Origin of the sequence: Rohdeia mirabilis, assembly GCA_007750655.1 — a bacterium.
Taxonomy (GTDB): Bacteria; Planctomycetota; UBA1135; order UBA1135.
This window is the reverse complement of record CP036290.1, coordinates 2474970-2490234: the sequence shown is the minus strand read 5'-3', so window position 1 is coordinate 2490234 and position 15265 is coordinate 2474970. Positions and strand designations below refer to the sequence as shown.

The 15265-nt window shown below is 69.8% G+C and carries 12 protein-coding genes; 8 read left to right on the top strand and 4 right to left on the bottom strand.

The features are described 5' to 3' along the window. Positions 1 to 49: 49 nt before the first annotated feature. Both Pla163_RS09280 and purN read left to right on the top strand, forming a co-directional pair. Positions 50 to 925 carry a phosphorylase family protein gene (locus Pla163_RS09280; protein WP_145186947.1) on the top strand — a complete coding sequence of 292 codons (876 nt, stop codon included), beginning with the start codon at positions 50 to 52 and terminating at the stop codon, positions 923 to 925. Further along, positions 922 to 1575, top strand: coding sequence for a phosphoribosylglycinamide formyltransferase (gene purN, locus Pla163_RS09275; protein WP_419185738.1), 654 nt, complete (start codon positions 922 to 924; stop codon positions 1573 to 1575). Before Pla163_RS09280 ends, purN begins: the two co-directional genes overlap by 4 nt. Here purN and Pla163_RS09270 read toward each other — a convergent pair. After that, complete coding sequence (locus Pla163_RS09270; protein ID WP_145186945.1) at positions 1553 to 3529, bottom strand: thiamine pyrophosphate-binding protein; 1977 nt, start codon at positions 3527 to 3529, stop codon at positions 1553 to 1555. The genes purN and Pla163_RS09270 overlap by 23 nt on opposite strands. Before the next feature lie 142 nt (positions 3530 to 3671). On the opposite strand from Pla163_RS09270, the gene Pla163_RS09265 reads away from it, so the two are divergent. After that, positions 3672 to 5081, top strand: coding sequence for a S41 family peptidase (locus Pla163_RS09265; protein WP_145186942.1), 1410 nt, complete (start codon positions 3672 to 3674; stop codon positions 5079 to 5081). A gap of 21 nt (positions 5082 to 5102) precedes the next feature. On the opposite strand, the gene Pla163_RS09260 is transcribed toward Pla163_RS09265, so the two are convergent. Together Pla163_RS09260 and Pla163_RS09255 are read right to left on the bottom strand one after the other, a co-directional pair. Continuing rightward, a complete protein-coding gene (locus Pla163_RS09260) occupies positions 5103 to 6416 on the bottom strand; it encodes a ribonuclease H-like domain-containing protein (protein ID WP_145186939.1) in 1314 nt (437 codons plus the stop codon). After that, entirely contained in the window at positions 6416 to 8881 is a 2466-nt protein-coding gene (locus Pla163_RS09255) for a DEAD/DEAH box helicase (protein WP_145186936.1), read from the bottom strand. The genes Pla163_RS09260 and Pla163_RS09255 overlap by 1 nt, the downstream gene beginning before the upstream one ends. Positions 8882 to 9169: 288 nt before the next feature. Between Pla163_RS09255 and Pla163_RS09250 the strand changes: the two genes are divergently transcribed. From Pla163_RS09250 to Pla163_RS09230, 5 genes are read left to right on the top strand one after another with little or no spacing between them, the layout of a single operon-like run. Next, a complete protein-coding gene (locus tag Pla163_RS09250; protein WP_145186933.1) occupies positions 9170 to 9433 on the top strand; it encodes a hypothetical protein in 264 nt (87 codons plus the stop codon). Beyond that, positions 9430 to 9984 carry a hypothetical protein gene (locus Pla163_RS09245; RefSeq protein WP_145186930.1) on the top strand — a complete coding sequence of 185 codons (555 nt, stop codon included), beginning with the start codon at positions 9430 to 9432 and terminating at the stop codon, positions 9982 to 9984. The genes Pla163_RS09250 and Pla163_RS09245 overlap by 4 nt, the downstream gene beginning before the upstream one ends. Before the next feature lie 2 nt (positions 9985 to 9986). Further along, positions 9987 to 11033 (top strand): Rieske 2Fe-2S domain-containing protein, encoded by a 1047-nt coding sequence (locus tag Pla163_RS09240; protein ID WP_145186927.1) that lies wholly within the window; start codon positions 9987 to 9989, stop codon positions 11031 to 11033. Beyond that, positions 11030 to 11797: a hypothetical protein gene (locus Pla163_RS09235; protein ID WP_145186924.1), complete on the top strand. Its 768-nt coding sequence runs from the start codon at positions 11030 to 11032 to the stop codon at positions 11795 to 11797. The genes Pla163_RS09240 and Pla163_RS09235 overlap by 4 nt, the downstream gene beginning before the upstream one ends. Further along, positions 11794 to 13431 (top strand): glutamate synthase-related protein, encoded by a 1638-nt coding sequence (locus Pla163_RS09230; RefSeq protein WP_145186921.1) that lies wholly within the window; start codon positions 11794 to 11796, stop codon positions 13429 to 13431. Before Pla163_RS09235 ends, Pla163_RS09230 begins: the two co-directional genes overlap by 4 nt. A gap of 7 nt (positions 13432 to 13438) precedes the next feature. On the opposite strand, the gene Pla163_RS09225 is transcribed toward Pla163_RS09230, so the two are convergent. Next, positions 13439 to 15265 (bottom strand): DUF4340 domain-containing protein, encoded by a 1827-nt coding sequence (locus Pla163_RS09225; protein WP_145186918.1) that lies wholly within the window; start codon positions 15263 to 15265, stop codon positions 13439 to 13441.

The window sequence follows — 15265 nt, the reverse complement described above, 5'->3', positions numbered from 1 at the left end:
GCGCCGCGCCCGCTGGCATCGCGGTGGCCCGCGCGCCAGACTCGTGCTCGTGAACTCAACGGACCAGGACAAGCGGGGAGGCAATCCCCTCGACCGCGGTGTGCGCTCGGCGTTCAAGGCGCTCGACGACGCGTCGTTCCCCGCTCCCGCCGCGCTCGTCGTGATGGGCACCGGACTCGGCCTGCTCGCCGAGCGACTGGAGGACGTGGTGGACGTCGAGCTCGCGACGATCGACGGCGTTCCGGCGCCGTGGAGCCGGGCCCAGTTGGTGGCCGGTCGCTTCGGTGATCTTCACCTGTGGTTGCTCGAGGATCTCTCGCTCGGCGACACCCAGGGCGGCTCCGACTGGCAGCGCGCGTTCCCGTGTTGGTTGGCCGCGCGCGCCGGAGCTCGGGTGCTCGTCCTGGCCACCGCGGGCGCGAGCCTCGCGGAACGCATCGCGCCCGGTGCACTGGCCGTCGTCACCGACCACATCGACCTCGGCGGTACGGGTACGCTGCGCGGTCTCGGTGCGTCGGAGCTCGGACCCCTGTTCCCGGACCAGACGCGGCTGCACGTGGAGTCTCTGCGGCACGAAGCCGTTGCACTCGGCTCCGAGGTCGGGATCGACGTGCATCCGGCGGTCGCCGCCTGCGTTCCCGGCCCGCACCTCGAGACCCCAGCCGAAGCGCGCTACTGGCGCGTGGCCGGCGCGGACGTCAGCGTCCAGGGACTCGGACACCTGCTCGCCGGCGCCGTCCACGCCGGACTCGGGGCCGTGGTCTTCTGCGCCGTCTCGGGCCGCAGCGGACACGCCGCCGACCTGCGTCGCATTCTCGAACACGCGGAGAAGCAGGCGCCTGCGCTCGAGGATCTGATCCTGCGCATGGCCGGGCCGATCGCGGAAGTGGCGGCGAGTCTGGCGGACGAGGCCGAACTCGCGTGAGTCTCGACGACCTGAAAGGGCCCGCACCGGGTCGCAGGCTGACGGTGCTCGCGTCCGGTGGCGGCCGCAGTCTCGACAATCTGGCGCTGCGCTGCGGCGCCGGCGAGTTGAACGCCGAGCTCGCCGCGCTGGTCTGCGATCGCCGCCGAGCGGGCGTGCTCGACGTGGCCGCGCGCCACGGGATCGCGGCGCACACGGTGCGACCGCGCGACTTCGAGGACCACACCGCCTTCGCGCGCGCCGTGTTCGGTCGCGCCGAGGACCACGGCACGCGCCTCGTCGTCCTGGCCGGGTTCCTGCGCCATCTTCCGATCCCGCCGGCGTGGCTCGGTCACGTCGTCAACATCCACCCCTCGTTGCTTCCTGCCTACGGCGGCCAGGGGTTCTACGGCGATCGCGTGCACGCAGCCGTGCTCGCGGCCGGCGAGACCCGCTCGGGCTGCACCGTGCACTACGTCGACGACGAGTACGACCACGGGCCGCCGATCCTCACGCGCACGGTCGAGGTGCTCGCGGGCGACGACGTCCACACGCTCGCGGCGCGCGTGTTCGAGCAGGAGTGCGCTGCGCTCCCCGCCGCGATCGCGCTGCACCTGGACGGCGAGATCGACTTCGAGCGCGCGCGCGTCAGACGAGTTCGACGTCCGTGAGCACCTCGACCGTGGCCGGTCCGTCATGGGCCAGTGCGCGTTCGAGGGCCGCGTCGAGATCGGCAACGTCGGTGACGCGGATCCCGAGTCCTCCGCAGCTCGTGACGTAGGCGGCGAAGTCGGGATTGACGAGGTCCGTCTGCCACACGGGCCATTCGCCCGAGGCCTGCTCTTTGCTGATCTTGCCCAATTCGCTGTTGTTGAGCAGCACGTGTGTGATGTTCATGCCGTGGCGCACCGCCGTCGTCACCTCAGCCAAGTACTGGCCAAACCCGCCGTCGCCCGTCACGCACAGGACCTGTCGCCCGGCCACCGCAGGATCGTCGGTGCGCGTCGCGGCCCAGGCGCCCATCGCTGCTGGATAGCCGAATCCGATCGAGCCGAGGTAGCCCGACATGAGCACCGCGTTGTCGCGACACTCGAAGTAGCGTCCGAACGAATAGGTGTTGTTGCCGACGTCCACGGCCACGATGGCGCGCGGATCGCAGAGCCGTCCCAGTGCTTCGAAGACGGCGGCCGAATTCACACCACGTCCTCGATCGTCGGCGCGCCGGCGGGCCTTCTCGGCGCGCCAGAGGGCCCATCGCTCCGCGAGCTCGGTCCGCTGGTCGACTCGATCGTTCGCGCCCGGATCGCGCTCCAGCTGAGCGGCGAGCGCGCGTGCCGTGACGTCGATCTCGCCCCAGACGGGCACGTCGACCGCATGGAAGCGCGCCAGCTGCGAACGGTCGTAGTCGACCTGAACGATCGGCTTGTGCGTCGTGATCCCCGTGTGGTTCGAAAAGCTCGCCCCGAAGACGCAGATCAGGTCGCACTCGTTCATGAACCAGCTCGCGATCGGCGTCCCCGAGCGCCCGAGTACGCCGCCGGCCAACGGGTGGTCGTCGCCGATCAGGCCCTTGCCCTTGAACGTGGTGACGACACAGGCTCCGAGACGCTCGGCCAGTTCGACGACGCCGGCCGTCCGACCGCGCGCACCGTGGCCGAGGACGATCAACGGGCGTTTCGCCGCACGCAGGCGCTCCGTGGCCGCAGCGAGCGCGGCGGGAGGCGGCGTGATCTCGACGTCGCCGATCCGGCCCGCGGGTGAGCCGATCGTGGCACCAGTGGGCGCTTCGAGGTCCTGTACGTCGTCGGGGAAGATCAGGTGCGCCACGTCGCGTTCGACCAGCGCATGTTTGCAGGCGAGCGACATCAGCTCGCCGTGCCGTGAGCTCGGCAGCACGGTGTGGCTGAAGCGCGCGACGGCCCCGAACGCGCTCGACAGATCGATCTCCTGGAACGCGCCCGGACCGAAGACCTGGGTCTGGACCTGTCCCGTCAGCGCGAGGACGGGCGCACGGTCGACCTTGGCGTCCCACAGACCGGTCAGAAGGTTCGTCGCCCCCGGACCGGCGATCGTCAAGCAGGCCGCCGGTCGACCGGTGAGCTTGCCGTAGGCCGAAGCCGCGAACGCGGCCGCACCTTCGTGACGCACTGCGACGTACTCGAGTTCGCCCGCCTCGGTGCGACGCCGCAGCGCGTCCGCGAGTCCGAGGTTCGAGTGCCCGACCATTCCGAAGACGTGACGCACGCCCCAGGCACACAGCGTGCGCGCCATGACGTCGCTGACCGTTTCGCTCGGCGCCGGTTCGGGCTCGATCCCGACGTAGATGCCGTCGTCGCGCACCTCGACCGGGTAGCTGGGAACGCGCTCGTCGAATCCGGCGGGCGAGGCACCAGTGAGTGGACAGTAGTCCCAACCGTGCCAGGGACAACGCAGGAGCCCGTTCTCGATCGTGCCCTCACCCAACGGACCGCCTTGGTGCGGACAGTGGTTGTCCAGCGCGCCGTAGCGGCCATCCACATGCGTCAGGCAGATCCACTTGCCGTCGGCCACGACGGTGCGGACGCGGTCCTCGGGAAGCTCGTCGAGATCGGCCACCTTGTGCCAGGTCGTGCGTGCGTCGGACATCGGATGGTGTGGGGTGCGAGTCTGGCCTGCTGGGTCCGCCTCCACGGTCGGGGCGGAACGTGCTAGGAGCCTATTGCGGACCGCACACAGCTGCCGCCCTAGACTGGTGGGCCGCCCCATCCTTGCCCCCTACCGCCACACGATGCTCCGACCTCTAGCCGCCACCAAGCCCGTCGCTGCTCTCCTGGCCCTGTCCGTCGGGCTGCTCGCGCCCTCGACGATCGTCGGCGGAGAGCGGGCCGGTCCGGACAACCCCATCGAAGCGCGCACGGCGAGCGCGCTGTCGGACTCCGTCCAGGACGTGGACTACGCGGCCGACGTGGAGTTCGCGCTCGACGCCCTCGAAGAACGGTGCGGTCACTTCTTCGACGCGAAGGACATCGACTGGAAGAAGGTCCGCAAGCAGTTCACGAAGGAGGTGCGCGACGTCGCGACGCACCAGGAGCACCTCGTGCTGCTCGTGCGCCTGCTCGCTCGCCTCGAGGACGGGCACGCGCAGGTCCGACCGTTGCCCGCGGGCGAAGACGTGCGCTGGCCCGACGAACCGGAACGGGTGGGTCCCGGGATGTTCTGGTGCCAGGTCGGCAAGAAGATCTACGTGAAGAACGCCTGGGGAACGGCGGCGGCGCTGGGCATCCACTCCGGTTGGGAGGTCAAGAAGGTCGGCAAGCAGAAGGTGCTCGACTGGCTCGACGAGCGCGTTGCGGAGCTGTCCGATCGCAGCTCGTTCTCGACCGACCACCAGGCCTTCTTCTACGCCTGCCACTGGGGGCTCGCACTGCCGGTGGGCACGCGTCTCGATCTCGAGTTGAAGACGGACGAAGGCAAGACCAAGCGCCGAACGTTGGTCTACGAGAAGGGCAATCCGGTGCCGAGCGGCCCCGCCTTCGCGCCGCCTGGCCTGCCGAGCACGGGTCTCGCTAACGCGGGCGACCTCTACTACGGTCTGCTCGAGTACGAGGGTGTCGCTGGCGGCCTGGGCTACGTGCACGTCAGGCGCTGTCCGTCCGACCTCCCCGAGCAGATGGACGCGGCGCTGGCGACACTCTCGGGTGCCGCCGGCATCGTGCTCGACTTCCGCGGCAACTCGGGCGGCGGCTTCGACCACGAGGGTCTGATGGGTCGCTTCGTGCCGGCGGGCGAGACGCTCGACTTCGTGAAGTCCTACTCCTCGGCGGGTGCGCATCCGTTCGGCGGACCGGTCGTCGTGATCGTCGACGCCACCGTTCGCAGCGCCGGAGAGACGGCCAGCGGCATGTTCAAGGAGGACGGCCGCGCGTACATGATCGGCGAGAGCAACACCGCCGGCATGTCCTCGAGCAAGACCACGATCGAGCTGCCGTCCGGGCTGTTCTCGCTCTACGTCTCGGTCGCATCCAACATGGGCCGCTTCAACGAGGGCAAGGGCCTCGAGGGCATCGGCGCGGTTCCGCACGAGATCGTCGAGTTCGATCCCGAAGATCTGTTCGCCGAGCGCGACACGTTGATCCTGCGGGCGCTCGAACTCCTCGCGGACGGTGACCTCGAGGGCGTGCCCTACCGGCCGCACTAGTCGAGCCCGACCCGCGCTGCGTCACGAGCGCACGAGACGTGCGACCAGTCGTTCCGAGAGCTGCGCCTTCTCCCGCGACGCCCGCACGTCGCGCAGTCGCTCGCACGCGCGTCGCTCGAAGTCGCGCGCCTCGTCGATGCGCTTCTCCCGGCGGCAGCGCAGTCCCAGTCGCTCGAGCGCCAGGGCCGCGACCAGGTCGTCGCCGCCGTCGTCCTCGGCCAACCGAGTGTGGAGGACTCGCGCGCGCTCCCACGCTCCGGCGCGTTCGAACGCGCGCGCGGCCTCGAACCGCAGCCTGGCCGACTCCGAGGGCGCGTCGGTTCGCGCGCGCTCACCGCTGCCGTCGAACAGTTCGCTCGCACGCTCGAGTCGCTCGGCGGCTTCGGTGTGGCGACCGACCTGCGCCAGAACCCGTCCGAGTCCTCGCTCGCGATGGGGCGCCGAACCGCTGAGGCCGTCTGCCGGGTCGAGCGTCCGCCCCAGGTGCGCGGTGAGCGCGATCAACGACAGCACGTCGGCCGCGTTGTGCCGAAAGACCTCTTCGAGCAGGTGCGGGCGGTCGGCGACGAAGTCGAACCAGGCCATCGGAGCGTAGGCACCGGACAGGTCGTCGACGCGCTCGTAGCCGCACAGCACGCGCTCGTGGGTCTGCAGCTTCCCGTTCGCCTCGGCCCCGTCGTAGAGACGCTTGAGCGGGTGGTACAGGTCGAGGTGCAGACACCCGGCGAACGGCGGCGCGATGCGGTGGTGGCGCATCTTGTCCTCGAGTCGGTGGCGGTCGTAGGTCTTGCCGAAGAACGTCACCATCTGACCGGCGTCCGCGATCCGCTCCGCCACTTCGCGCAAGAGCGCCGGCTCCTCGTCGGGCGACGCCATGAAGCCTTGCCACAGTTCCCACCCGTCGGCCCGCCTCCGCGCGAGCGCCACGAGGTAGGGATAGGTGCCCGAGCCACCCGAGAGCCCGGTCGCCTCGATGTCCAGGTAGACGGCGCGCGCCGGATCGAACGCCTCGAGCACCGGATCGCGCGCGGTGAGTGCCAGCGTCGTGACGCTGGCTGAGAGCGCGTCGTCGAGCTGCACGCGACCGTGAACGTGCGAACCGCGGTGGTGCTCCACGCGCTCCCAGGCACCGTTCGCGCGCACGAGGTCGCGCGGCGGACCGACGGTGGCGCGCGCAGCCAGGTCCGACGGGGCGCGATCGCGATCGAGTCGTCGAGTGAGATGCCGCGGCAGTACGAGTGGAGCGGGCACAGGTGCCTTCGGCGCTGGTTGCTCGGGCACCCCGTCCCGGCGCAGCCGCCGCAGTCGATCGGCCAGTGACTCCGGCTCGCCCATCAGGGAGTCTTCGCGCTCGCCGCGTCGACCGATTCGGGCAGGGGCGCACCCAGGAAGAAGTCCAGCAGCAGCGCCGTCGTGCGCTTGCCCACTTCGCCGACCTCTTCGAGCGGACCGACGCAACCCGGACACCCGCGCTCGCAGGGACAACTCACCACCACGTCGCGGGCGGCGCGCACCAGGTCTGAGAACACGTCGAACAGGATCGTCGACAGACCGACACCGCCCTGGACGCGGTCGTACAGGAACAGCGTCGGCTTCTCGAAGTGGCGCGAACGGATCTCCGAACAGATGCCCAGGTCCTGGGGCTGGCAGCGCAGGTACAGGGGCGCGACGCGGCGCATCAGCCGCCCCGCCGCCGACCAGGCCGCCGCGCGCGTTCCGGCCTGCAGTCCCAGGGCGCGCGCCGTCTCCGGCTCGAGCGTGATCACGAACGCCTCGGTGTCGAGCTCCTCCGGCGGCAGATCGATGTCTTCGGACCCGACGTTCTCGCGCGTGTAGAAGCGGATCTTCTTGTACAGCGTCGCCACGGTCGTCACGTGCACCTCGCCGCGCAGCTTGGACCAGCCGCGCGCGTCGGGCGCCTCGTCCTCGAGCGACAGGACCCGCACTTCGGTGTCCGTCTGCGCCTCGGTGAAGTAGTCGCTGATGACCACCTTCACGTAGGCGCGACGGTTGTCGTAGTCGAAGCGCTCCACCTTCCAGGTCTCGCCCTCCACCTGGTAGATCGCTCCGACGTGCACCGTGGTGATCGAGCCCTCGCGGTCGGTCTCGCCGATCGCCTTGCCGGTCTCCTGATCGATGATGAGCACGTTGTCGGGCTCGCCGCCGGCCAGCGACACGTCCTGGGCGGGGTAGGCGTCGGCCATCCAGTGCCACGTGTCCTCGCGGCGGTGCAGGAAACCGGACTCGTCGGCCAGGTAGTCGAGAATGCCGGGCACGTGCGGATTGCTGCCGAACTCGCCCTCGACGACCGTGTTGCCCGAGCCGTCGTCACGCGCGCGGAAAGGCAGTTCGAACGCGGCGCACTTCAGCTGCTCCGAGAGGATCACGAGGTTGTCGGGATCCACGCCGAGACGCTCCTTGGGCGCCGAGAACAGGTACTCGGGGTGTTCTGCCAAGTAGTGGTCGATGGGGTCGGAGCGCGCGATCATCACGCACAGACTCGTGTTGCCGCGGCGACCGACGCGGCCCGCGCGCTGCCAGAACGACGCCTGCGAGCCGGGGTAGCCGACGAGCACCGCCACGTCGAGCGCACCCACGTCGATGCCGAGCTCGAGCGCGTTCGTCGTCACGACGACCTTGACCTCGCCCGCACGCAGGCCCTTCTCGATCGAGCGCCGCAGGTCGGGCAGGTAGCCGCCGCGATAACCGCGAATCTCGTCCGGCTTCAGTCCGATGCGCGGAGCGAGCTCCTTCAGGTAGCGCGTCAGCACCTCGACCGACGTGCGGCGGTTGCAGAAGAAGATCGTCTGGTGCTTCGGTCCGCACAGGACCTCGGCCAGGCGCCGCGCTTCTTCCAGAGCGTTGGCCCGCAGGCCGGCGACCGGATCGAGCAGGGGCGGCTCGTAGACGGCGAACACGCGCTCGCCGCTCGGGCTGCCGTCCTCGTCCACGATCACCGCGTCGCGCCCGATCAACGAGCGCGCGTGCGCGGCCGGGTCGTGCAGCGTCGCGCTCGACAGCAGGAACTTCGGATCCGCGCCGTAGTGGCGCGCGATGCGCTGCAGACGCCGCAGCACGTTCGCGACGCTCGAGCCGAACACGCCGGACAGGGTGTGGACCTCGTCGATGACCACGTAGTCGAGGTTCTCGAACAGGACCGACCACTTCGCGTGGTTCGGCAGGATGCCCTGGTGCAGCATCCACGGGTTCGTCAGCACCACGTGACCGCGCTCGCGCAGGGTGCGGCGGATCGTCGGGGGCGTGTCGCCGTCGTAGGTGAACGAGTGCAGGTCCTCGAGCCCCTCGACGCGCGTGCCGAGGTCGCCGAGCAAGAGGTTCAGGTTCGACGACTGGTCCTGGGACAAGGCCTTGGTCGGGAACATCCACAGCGAGCGCGAACGTCCCTCGGTCTCGATCAGCCGCTGCAAGACCGGCAGCGTGTAGGTCAGCGTCTTGCCCGACGCGGTCGGTGTCGCGACCAGCACGTCCCGCCCTGCGAGCGCCGCGTCGACCGCCGCGACCTGGTGCGAGAACAAGCGCTCCTTCCCGCGCGCCGCCATCAGTTCGAGCAGGCGCGGATCGAGGCGCCTCGGCAACTCCGCCCAAGCCGCCTCGCGCGGCGGCACCCGCTCCCAGTGCGAGATGCGCCCACCCAGATCGCGGTGTCCGTCGAGCGCGCCGACCAGCTCGTCCACCGACAGCTTGCCGCGCAGGTGGCGCGCCGATCCGCGGGCGGGGGCCGGCTTCAAGAGGTCCTGGTCGCCCGCGCGCGGGCCTTTCGTTCGGTCGTGACTCGGCATGGTGGCAGCGCTGTCGGTTCGTGCTTTGTCAGGGTGCCGCGGCGTCCCATCGGGCGCCAGTCCTGATCTTCTGCGCGATCGTTCGTCCCGTCAGCACCGGGACAGGGCGTATCGTGTCCGATCGCGGCCGCCCCCAGCGGCTGGCGACGTCCGACGTCGCGGCGCCCGCCCGGTGTCGTCCTGTCCGAGCTCGCGGAACGATCCCCCTCCACAGGGGTCGAAGCCGCAACCACCGACCCACCCCTGCCCCCCCGCCCCACTTCGGGGCGCGCCCCCGTCCGCCTCGCCGTGCCCATCGAGATCGCCGTCCCTCTCGTGCGCGCCTTCGAGATCTACGCTCTTGTGGGCGTGCTCGTCGGAGGCCTGTTCGCGTTCCGCGGAGCCGCCCGTGTCGACCCCGACGCCGCGGGTGCGCCGCTCGGCTTCAAGCTGTTGATCTGGCCGGCGGCCGCCGCCCTCTGGCCGTGGTCGGTGTGGCGCATGGTCGGCTCGAAGCAGCCGCCGATCCAAAGCGACGCGCACCGCCGCGCCGCGCGCGAGGTCGCTCCGTGATTCGACGACTGCGCAGTTGGCACCGCGCGAGCGTCGTCCTTCTCGCATTCGCAACGGCCGCCGGACTCGTCTGGGCGACGGGTGACCGACTCGACGCGTCGGCCTGGACGAACGACACCGCGGCGGCGGCCGAGTTCCTGGAGGACGTGGTGCGCGACGGAGCGTTCGGCGACGACGTCGAGTTCACCTGGCAACCGGTCGCGTCGCAGGATGCGCCGAGTCGCAGGTTGCGCATCGCGTACCACGGATCGGTGCGCGCCCAGGAGGAGTCCTCTTCCGTCAGCAACTGGTACGAGGTCGATCCCGCGTCGGTCGCGGACCTCGGCGTGACGCTCCTCTACCGAACGTTCGAGCGGCCGTCGCTCGGAGGCCGACCGCCCGCCGACGCCGAGCTCTTCGGGCGCGCGAGCGACGACGGCCGTTCGATCGCCTATTCGACGTCCACGACCCATCGACCGTGCTGGTTGGTTCTGTACGAGCTCGAGAAGGCGGAGATCGTCGCCACGTTCGAGCTCCCCGCCACGCCGGCCCAACCCCAGTGGCCATTCTGAACATGGGAGTCGGATACCGAGCGGTCGGCTGGAATCGCAACAAGAAGCGCTACGACCAGGTCGTGTTGGTCGGCGTGCTGCTCTCGATCGCGGCCTTCGTCGTGCTGTCGCTCGTCACCGACAAGGGCCTGACCTTCGAGACGGCGCTCATCCGCAGCACGGCGATCACGGCCTTCCTCCTCTTGCACGTGATCCTGTGCATCGGACCGCTGGCGCGCCTCGATCAACGCTTCCTTCCGCTGCTCTACAACCGCCGGCACCTGGGAGTAACGATGTTCGCCGTCGCGTTCGTGCACGGCGTCTTCTCACTGATCCAGTTCCACGCGCTCGGCGACACCGATCCGCTCGTGAGCCTCGTGACGACGCCGATCTCGGGTGGCGCGGCCGGCTTCCCCTTCCAGCCGCTGGGCGCTGCCGCGCTCGCGATCCTGTTCCTGATGGCGGCGACGAGCCACGACTTCTGGCTGGCCAATCTCACGGCGCCCGTCTGGAAGGCGCTGCACATGCTGGTCTACGCGGCGTACGGTCTGATCGTCATGCACGTGGCGCTCGGCGCGCTGCAGGACCAGCGGCACCCCGTCCTGCTCGCGGCCGTGATCGTCGGCCTCGTACTGGTGCTCGGACTGCACCTGATCGCCGGCTTTCGCGAGAAGGGCTCCGATCGCGAGGTCGCGCCCAGTGGTACCGACGACCTCACGGGCTGGGTCGACGTCGGACCGGCCGACGAGATCCCGGACACGCGCGCGCGGATCCTCACGGTCTCGGGCGAGCGCGTCGCCGTCTTCCGCGACGGCACTCGCGTGTTCGCCATGTCGAACCTGTGCCAGCACCAGAACGGCCCGCTCGGCGAGGGCTGCGTGCGCGACGGGCTCGTGACCTGTCCCTGGCACGGCTACCAGTACCGCCCGGAGGACGGGCAGTCGCCCCCGCCCTTCCACGAGCGGGTGCCGACGTTCGCGACGCGCGTCGTCGACGGTCGCGTCTGGCTCGACCCCGAACCTCGCGCCGCCGGCACCTTCGTCGAACCCTCGACCACGACGAACCCATGAGACCCGCCGACCCGCAGCAATTCTTCGTCGGCTACGTCGACGGAGTGCCCCAGCGCACGCGCTCGTTCCTCGCGCCACTGATCGCCCTTTGCCTGGTGGTCGTCGCGAGCGTCGCCGGACTCGCCGCCACGCTCCAGAACGACGCGGGCGACGGCGTGTTCGAGTTCGGCGTGACGAAGCCGTTCGCTGGCTGGATCGAGCGGCTGCCGCACCCGGTGCTCGTCTCGCCCGACCCCTCGGGCGACGGACACTCCCGGTACCTCCTCTCGGCTTTCGGCAAGCACGGTGCCGACGAGTTGTTCACCGGGGCGCCCGGCGCCTGGTACGAACTCGAGGGCACGCTCGTGTACCGCGACGGTCGCTCGATGATCGAAGTCGTCGCAGGCTCGGTCTCGATCGCGACGACGCCCACCGGCGCCGTGCATCCCACCGCGTCCCCGGACGAACTCGGGGTCCGCACGTTGACCGGCGAGATCGTCGACAGCAAGTGCTACCTGGGCGTGATGAAGCCCGGCAACCTCAAGAGCCACCGCGCCTGTGCCGTGCGCTGCATCTCGGGCGGAGTGCCGCCCGTCCTCTTGGTGCGCGACGACGAGGGCTACGCCACCTACTACCTGCTCGTGGACGACGAGGGCGGTGCCGTCAACGAGCGCGTCCTGCCGATGGTCGCGCTCCCGATCGAGATCACGGGCGAGGTCGAGCGCCACGGCGACCTGCTCGTTCTGCGCTCCGACCCCGACTCCTACACCCTTCTGCACGAATGAGCATCGAGAGCGCTCCCACACGTCCGCACGACCTCGGCGCGCTCTCCGAGTTCGCCGATCGTCGGCCGGCCTACGCGTTGGTCGCCGGCGTGGACCTCGTCGTCGTGCGCTTGGGCGACGACATCTCGGTCCTCTACGGCCGCTGCCTGCACCGCGGTGCGCTCATGGCCGACGGACGCGTCGAGGGCGACAACCTGATCTGCGGCGTGCACGACTGGGACTACCGGCTCGACAGCGGGGTGTCCGAGTACGACAACGACGAGGCCCTGCCCAAGTTCGCGAGCTGGGTGCTGGACGGCCGCGTGATCGTCGACGAGGCGGAGATCGCCGACTGGGCACTCGAACACCCGCAGCCCTTCGATCGCGACGCCTACCTGGGAAACTACCAGGACCCCCACGGCGATCCGGCCGAGTCGCACAACGGACACATCCAGACCCTCGCGCGCTCGGGCGCCGCCGGCATCGGACACCACGGCCCGGTCAGCGCCATGGGTGTCGCGCTCCCGACCCTGCCGAGGTGGGACGACATCCAGCTCTTGACGGCTCAATTGCACCGTCCGCCGCTGATCGACGACGCACCGGTCGGGACCGACGTCGTGATCGGACCGCGCGCCAAGAAGCCCTTGCGGCTCGCGATCCCGCTCTTCGTCAGCGACATGAGCTTCGGTGCGCTGAGCGAGGAGGCGAAGATCGCGCTCGCGAAGGGGGCCGAGCTGGCCGGCACCGGCATCTGCTCCGGAGAAGGTGGGATGCTGCCGGAGGAGCAGTCCTCGAACAGCCGCTACTTCTACGAGTTGGCTTCGGGCCGCTTCGGCTACTCGATCGACAAGGTGAAGCTGGCCCAGGCCTTCCACTTCAAGAGCGGGCAGGCCGCGAAGACCGGCACCGGTGGGCACCTGCCGGGCACCAAGGTCACGCGCCGCATCGCCGAGGTGCGGGGCCTCTCCGAGGGCCAGGACGCGATCAGTCCGGCGCGCTTCACCGACCTCGAGACGCCCGCCGACTACGCAGCCGTCGCGGCCGAGGTACGCGACGCCACGGGCGGTATCCCGATCGGCTTCAAGCTCTCCGCCCAGCACATCGAGAAGGACATCGACTTCTGCCTGGAAGCCGGCGCCGACTACATCGTTCTCGACGGCCGTGGCGGCGGCACTGGGGCGGCACCGAACGTCTTCAAGAACAACATCTCGGTGCCCACCATCCCGGCCCTGGCGCGCGCGCGCCGCCACTTGGACCGGTGCGGCGCGAGCGACGTGACGCTGATCGCGACGGGCGGAATGCGCACGGAGAGCGATTTCCTGAAGGCCCTCGCCCTCGGTGCCGACGCCCTGGCGCTGGCGAACGCGCCGCTGCAGGCGATCGGGTGCCTCGGCATGCGCGCCTGCCACACGAACAACTGTCCCGTCGGGATCGCGACGCAGAAGGAGCACCTGCGCGCGCGCCTCGAGATCGCCCGTTCGGCGCAGCGGCTCGAGAACTGGTTCGCCGCGACGATCCAACTGATGCGCGTCATGGCCCGCGCCTGCGGACACGACCACCTCTCGAAGTTCACGAACACGGACCTGGTCACCTGGTCGCGCGACATGTCCGATCTTGCGGGCGTAGCGTACGCGGGCGTGGCCGGTCGCGAGTGAACGCTGTTCAGCGCGGTGCTTCCAACCGCTCCGCGAGGCCGTCGAACAGCACACGCGTGCTGAGCTCGGCCGCCAGTCCGCTCCACAGCGCGAACACGCTCGCGCCCGATTCCAGCAGGCGGTAGCTCGCCGTGCGCTCGTCCGTGAAGTGGATGGTGACGTCCGTCCCCGTGCTCCAGTCCATGGTCCCCACGGTCGCTTCGTCCAGCCAACGCGCCGCCACCGGAGCCAGGACCCGGTCCACGATCCGCGCGAACTCCTTGTCCTCGAGACCGTCGGCGCCGGCCGGACCCCACAGACTGGACTGCGGGTCGCGCACCCACGAGCGCGTCGCACCAAAGGCGTCCGAGACCTCGACGCGCGCCACGTCCGCCTCGCGCGCACCGACGAGGCGGAGGCTGAGAAGGGCCAGCGGATCGCGCTCGGTCATGCTCTCGAGATCGCGGGCGACGATGCCCCACAGCTCGTCGCTGCCGCGGCGCACCGCACGCACCGAGACGCCGGCCACGTCGACCCGTGGACCGAGCGTGAGTCGATCCTCGACCTCATCGGTCACGACCGTGATCGTGCCCGTGATCTCGAGTTCAAAGAAGACAGCCGGGTCGAGCACGTTGATGAACTCCATGCGATCGACGTCGCCCAGCCAGTCCGAGATCAGCCCCCCATCCGCGCGGCGCGGTTCGCCCGCCACGTCCACGTACCACGTTCCCCCGTCGTTCACGACTTCGACCGCGCCGCTGGGACCCCGGGCCTCGACGCGCGTGATCCGCGAGCGCAGCGTGTGCAGGAGCCCGAAGTCCATGAGATTCTCGAACGGCTGACAGAAGACGCGCACGCGCTCGGCCTCGATCTCGTAGAGCACGCTGTCGTCGCCGTCCACGCGGCAGAACCAGAAGGGTCTCTCGACGGCGGGCCCGGCCGACGCGGAACCGGGCAGCCCGATCTCGAGCGTGTGCACCGCACCTCCGCGTTGCACGAACTCGAGCACGACGAACGGATCGGCGAGGCCGGTCTCCCGCAGGTCCGCGGGCACGCGGTCGACGAAGCGCACCGCGCGCATCCCGAGCATCGACTGCAGGTAGATCGACATCGCAGCGGGATCGAGCTGCATCTTGTGCGGGCTCGAGACCAACCAGCGGTCCTCGATCAGGTCGGCCTCGAGTTCGAGATCCAAGCGCCCCCCCGCGTCGAACGAACTGAAGACGCCGTCCGCGACCTCGATCGGGACCTGCGAAGCGATCGAGGCGGGCAACGTTCCGTGCCGGCGGATGCCGACGACCTGCTTGGCGTCCAGATCGGGGAGCAGGCGCTGCTCGCGATAGGAGTCCACGGGTCGGTCGATGGCGTCCCACAGACCGCGCGGAGCGCGCAGGATGCGGCCGTCGGCGAACAGGTGCACGTTGGCTTGGTCGAGATCCATCGCGCCCAGTTCGAGCCGATGCCTGCGCTCGTCCAAAGTCCCCGAGGCCTCGACGAACTGCACGACCGCGAGCGGAGGTTCGAGGCCGGCCTGTTCCCGCGTGAGCCCCGGCGTCGGCGTACCGGGCGTCGTCACGGCGCGCGCGAGAATGTCCGCGATCGTGGACTGCTCCGCGCGTCGCTCGAGGGGCTCGGTCATGCGCCACAGGCCGTCGTCCCCACGCTCGAAGGTGATGAACTGACCGCGGTGGACCTGCTCGATCCGCAGCTCGTCGACCAGCCTCCGCTCGAAGCCCTCGAAGATGCGCTCGATCCCGAGTTCGTCGAGCGGAGAGTTCGTCCGCATCTGACGACTGACGAAGAAGCCGAGCAGGCCGACGGCCAGGACGAGCAGGAGGATCTTCTTGTTGTGCAT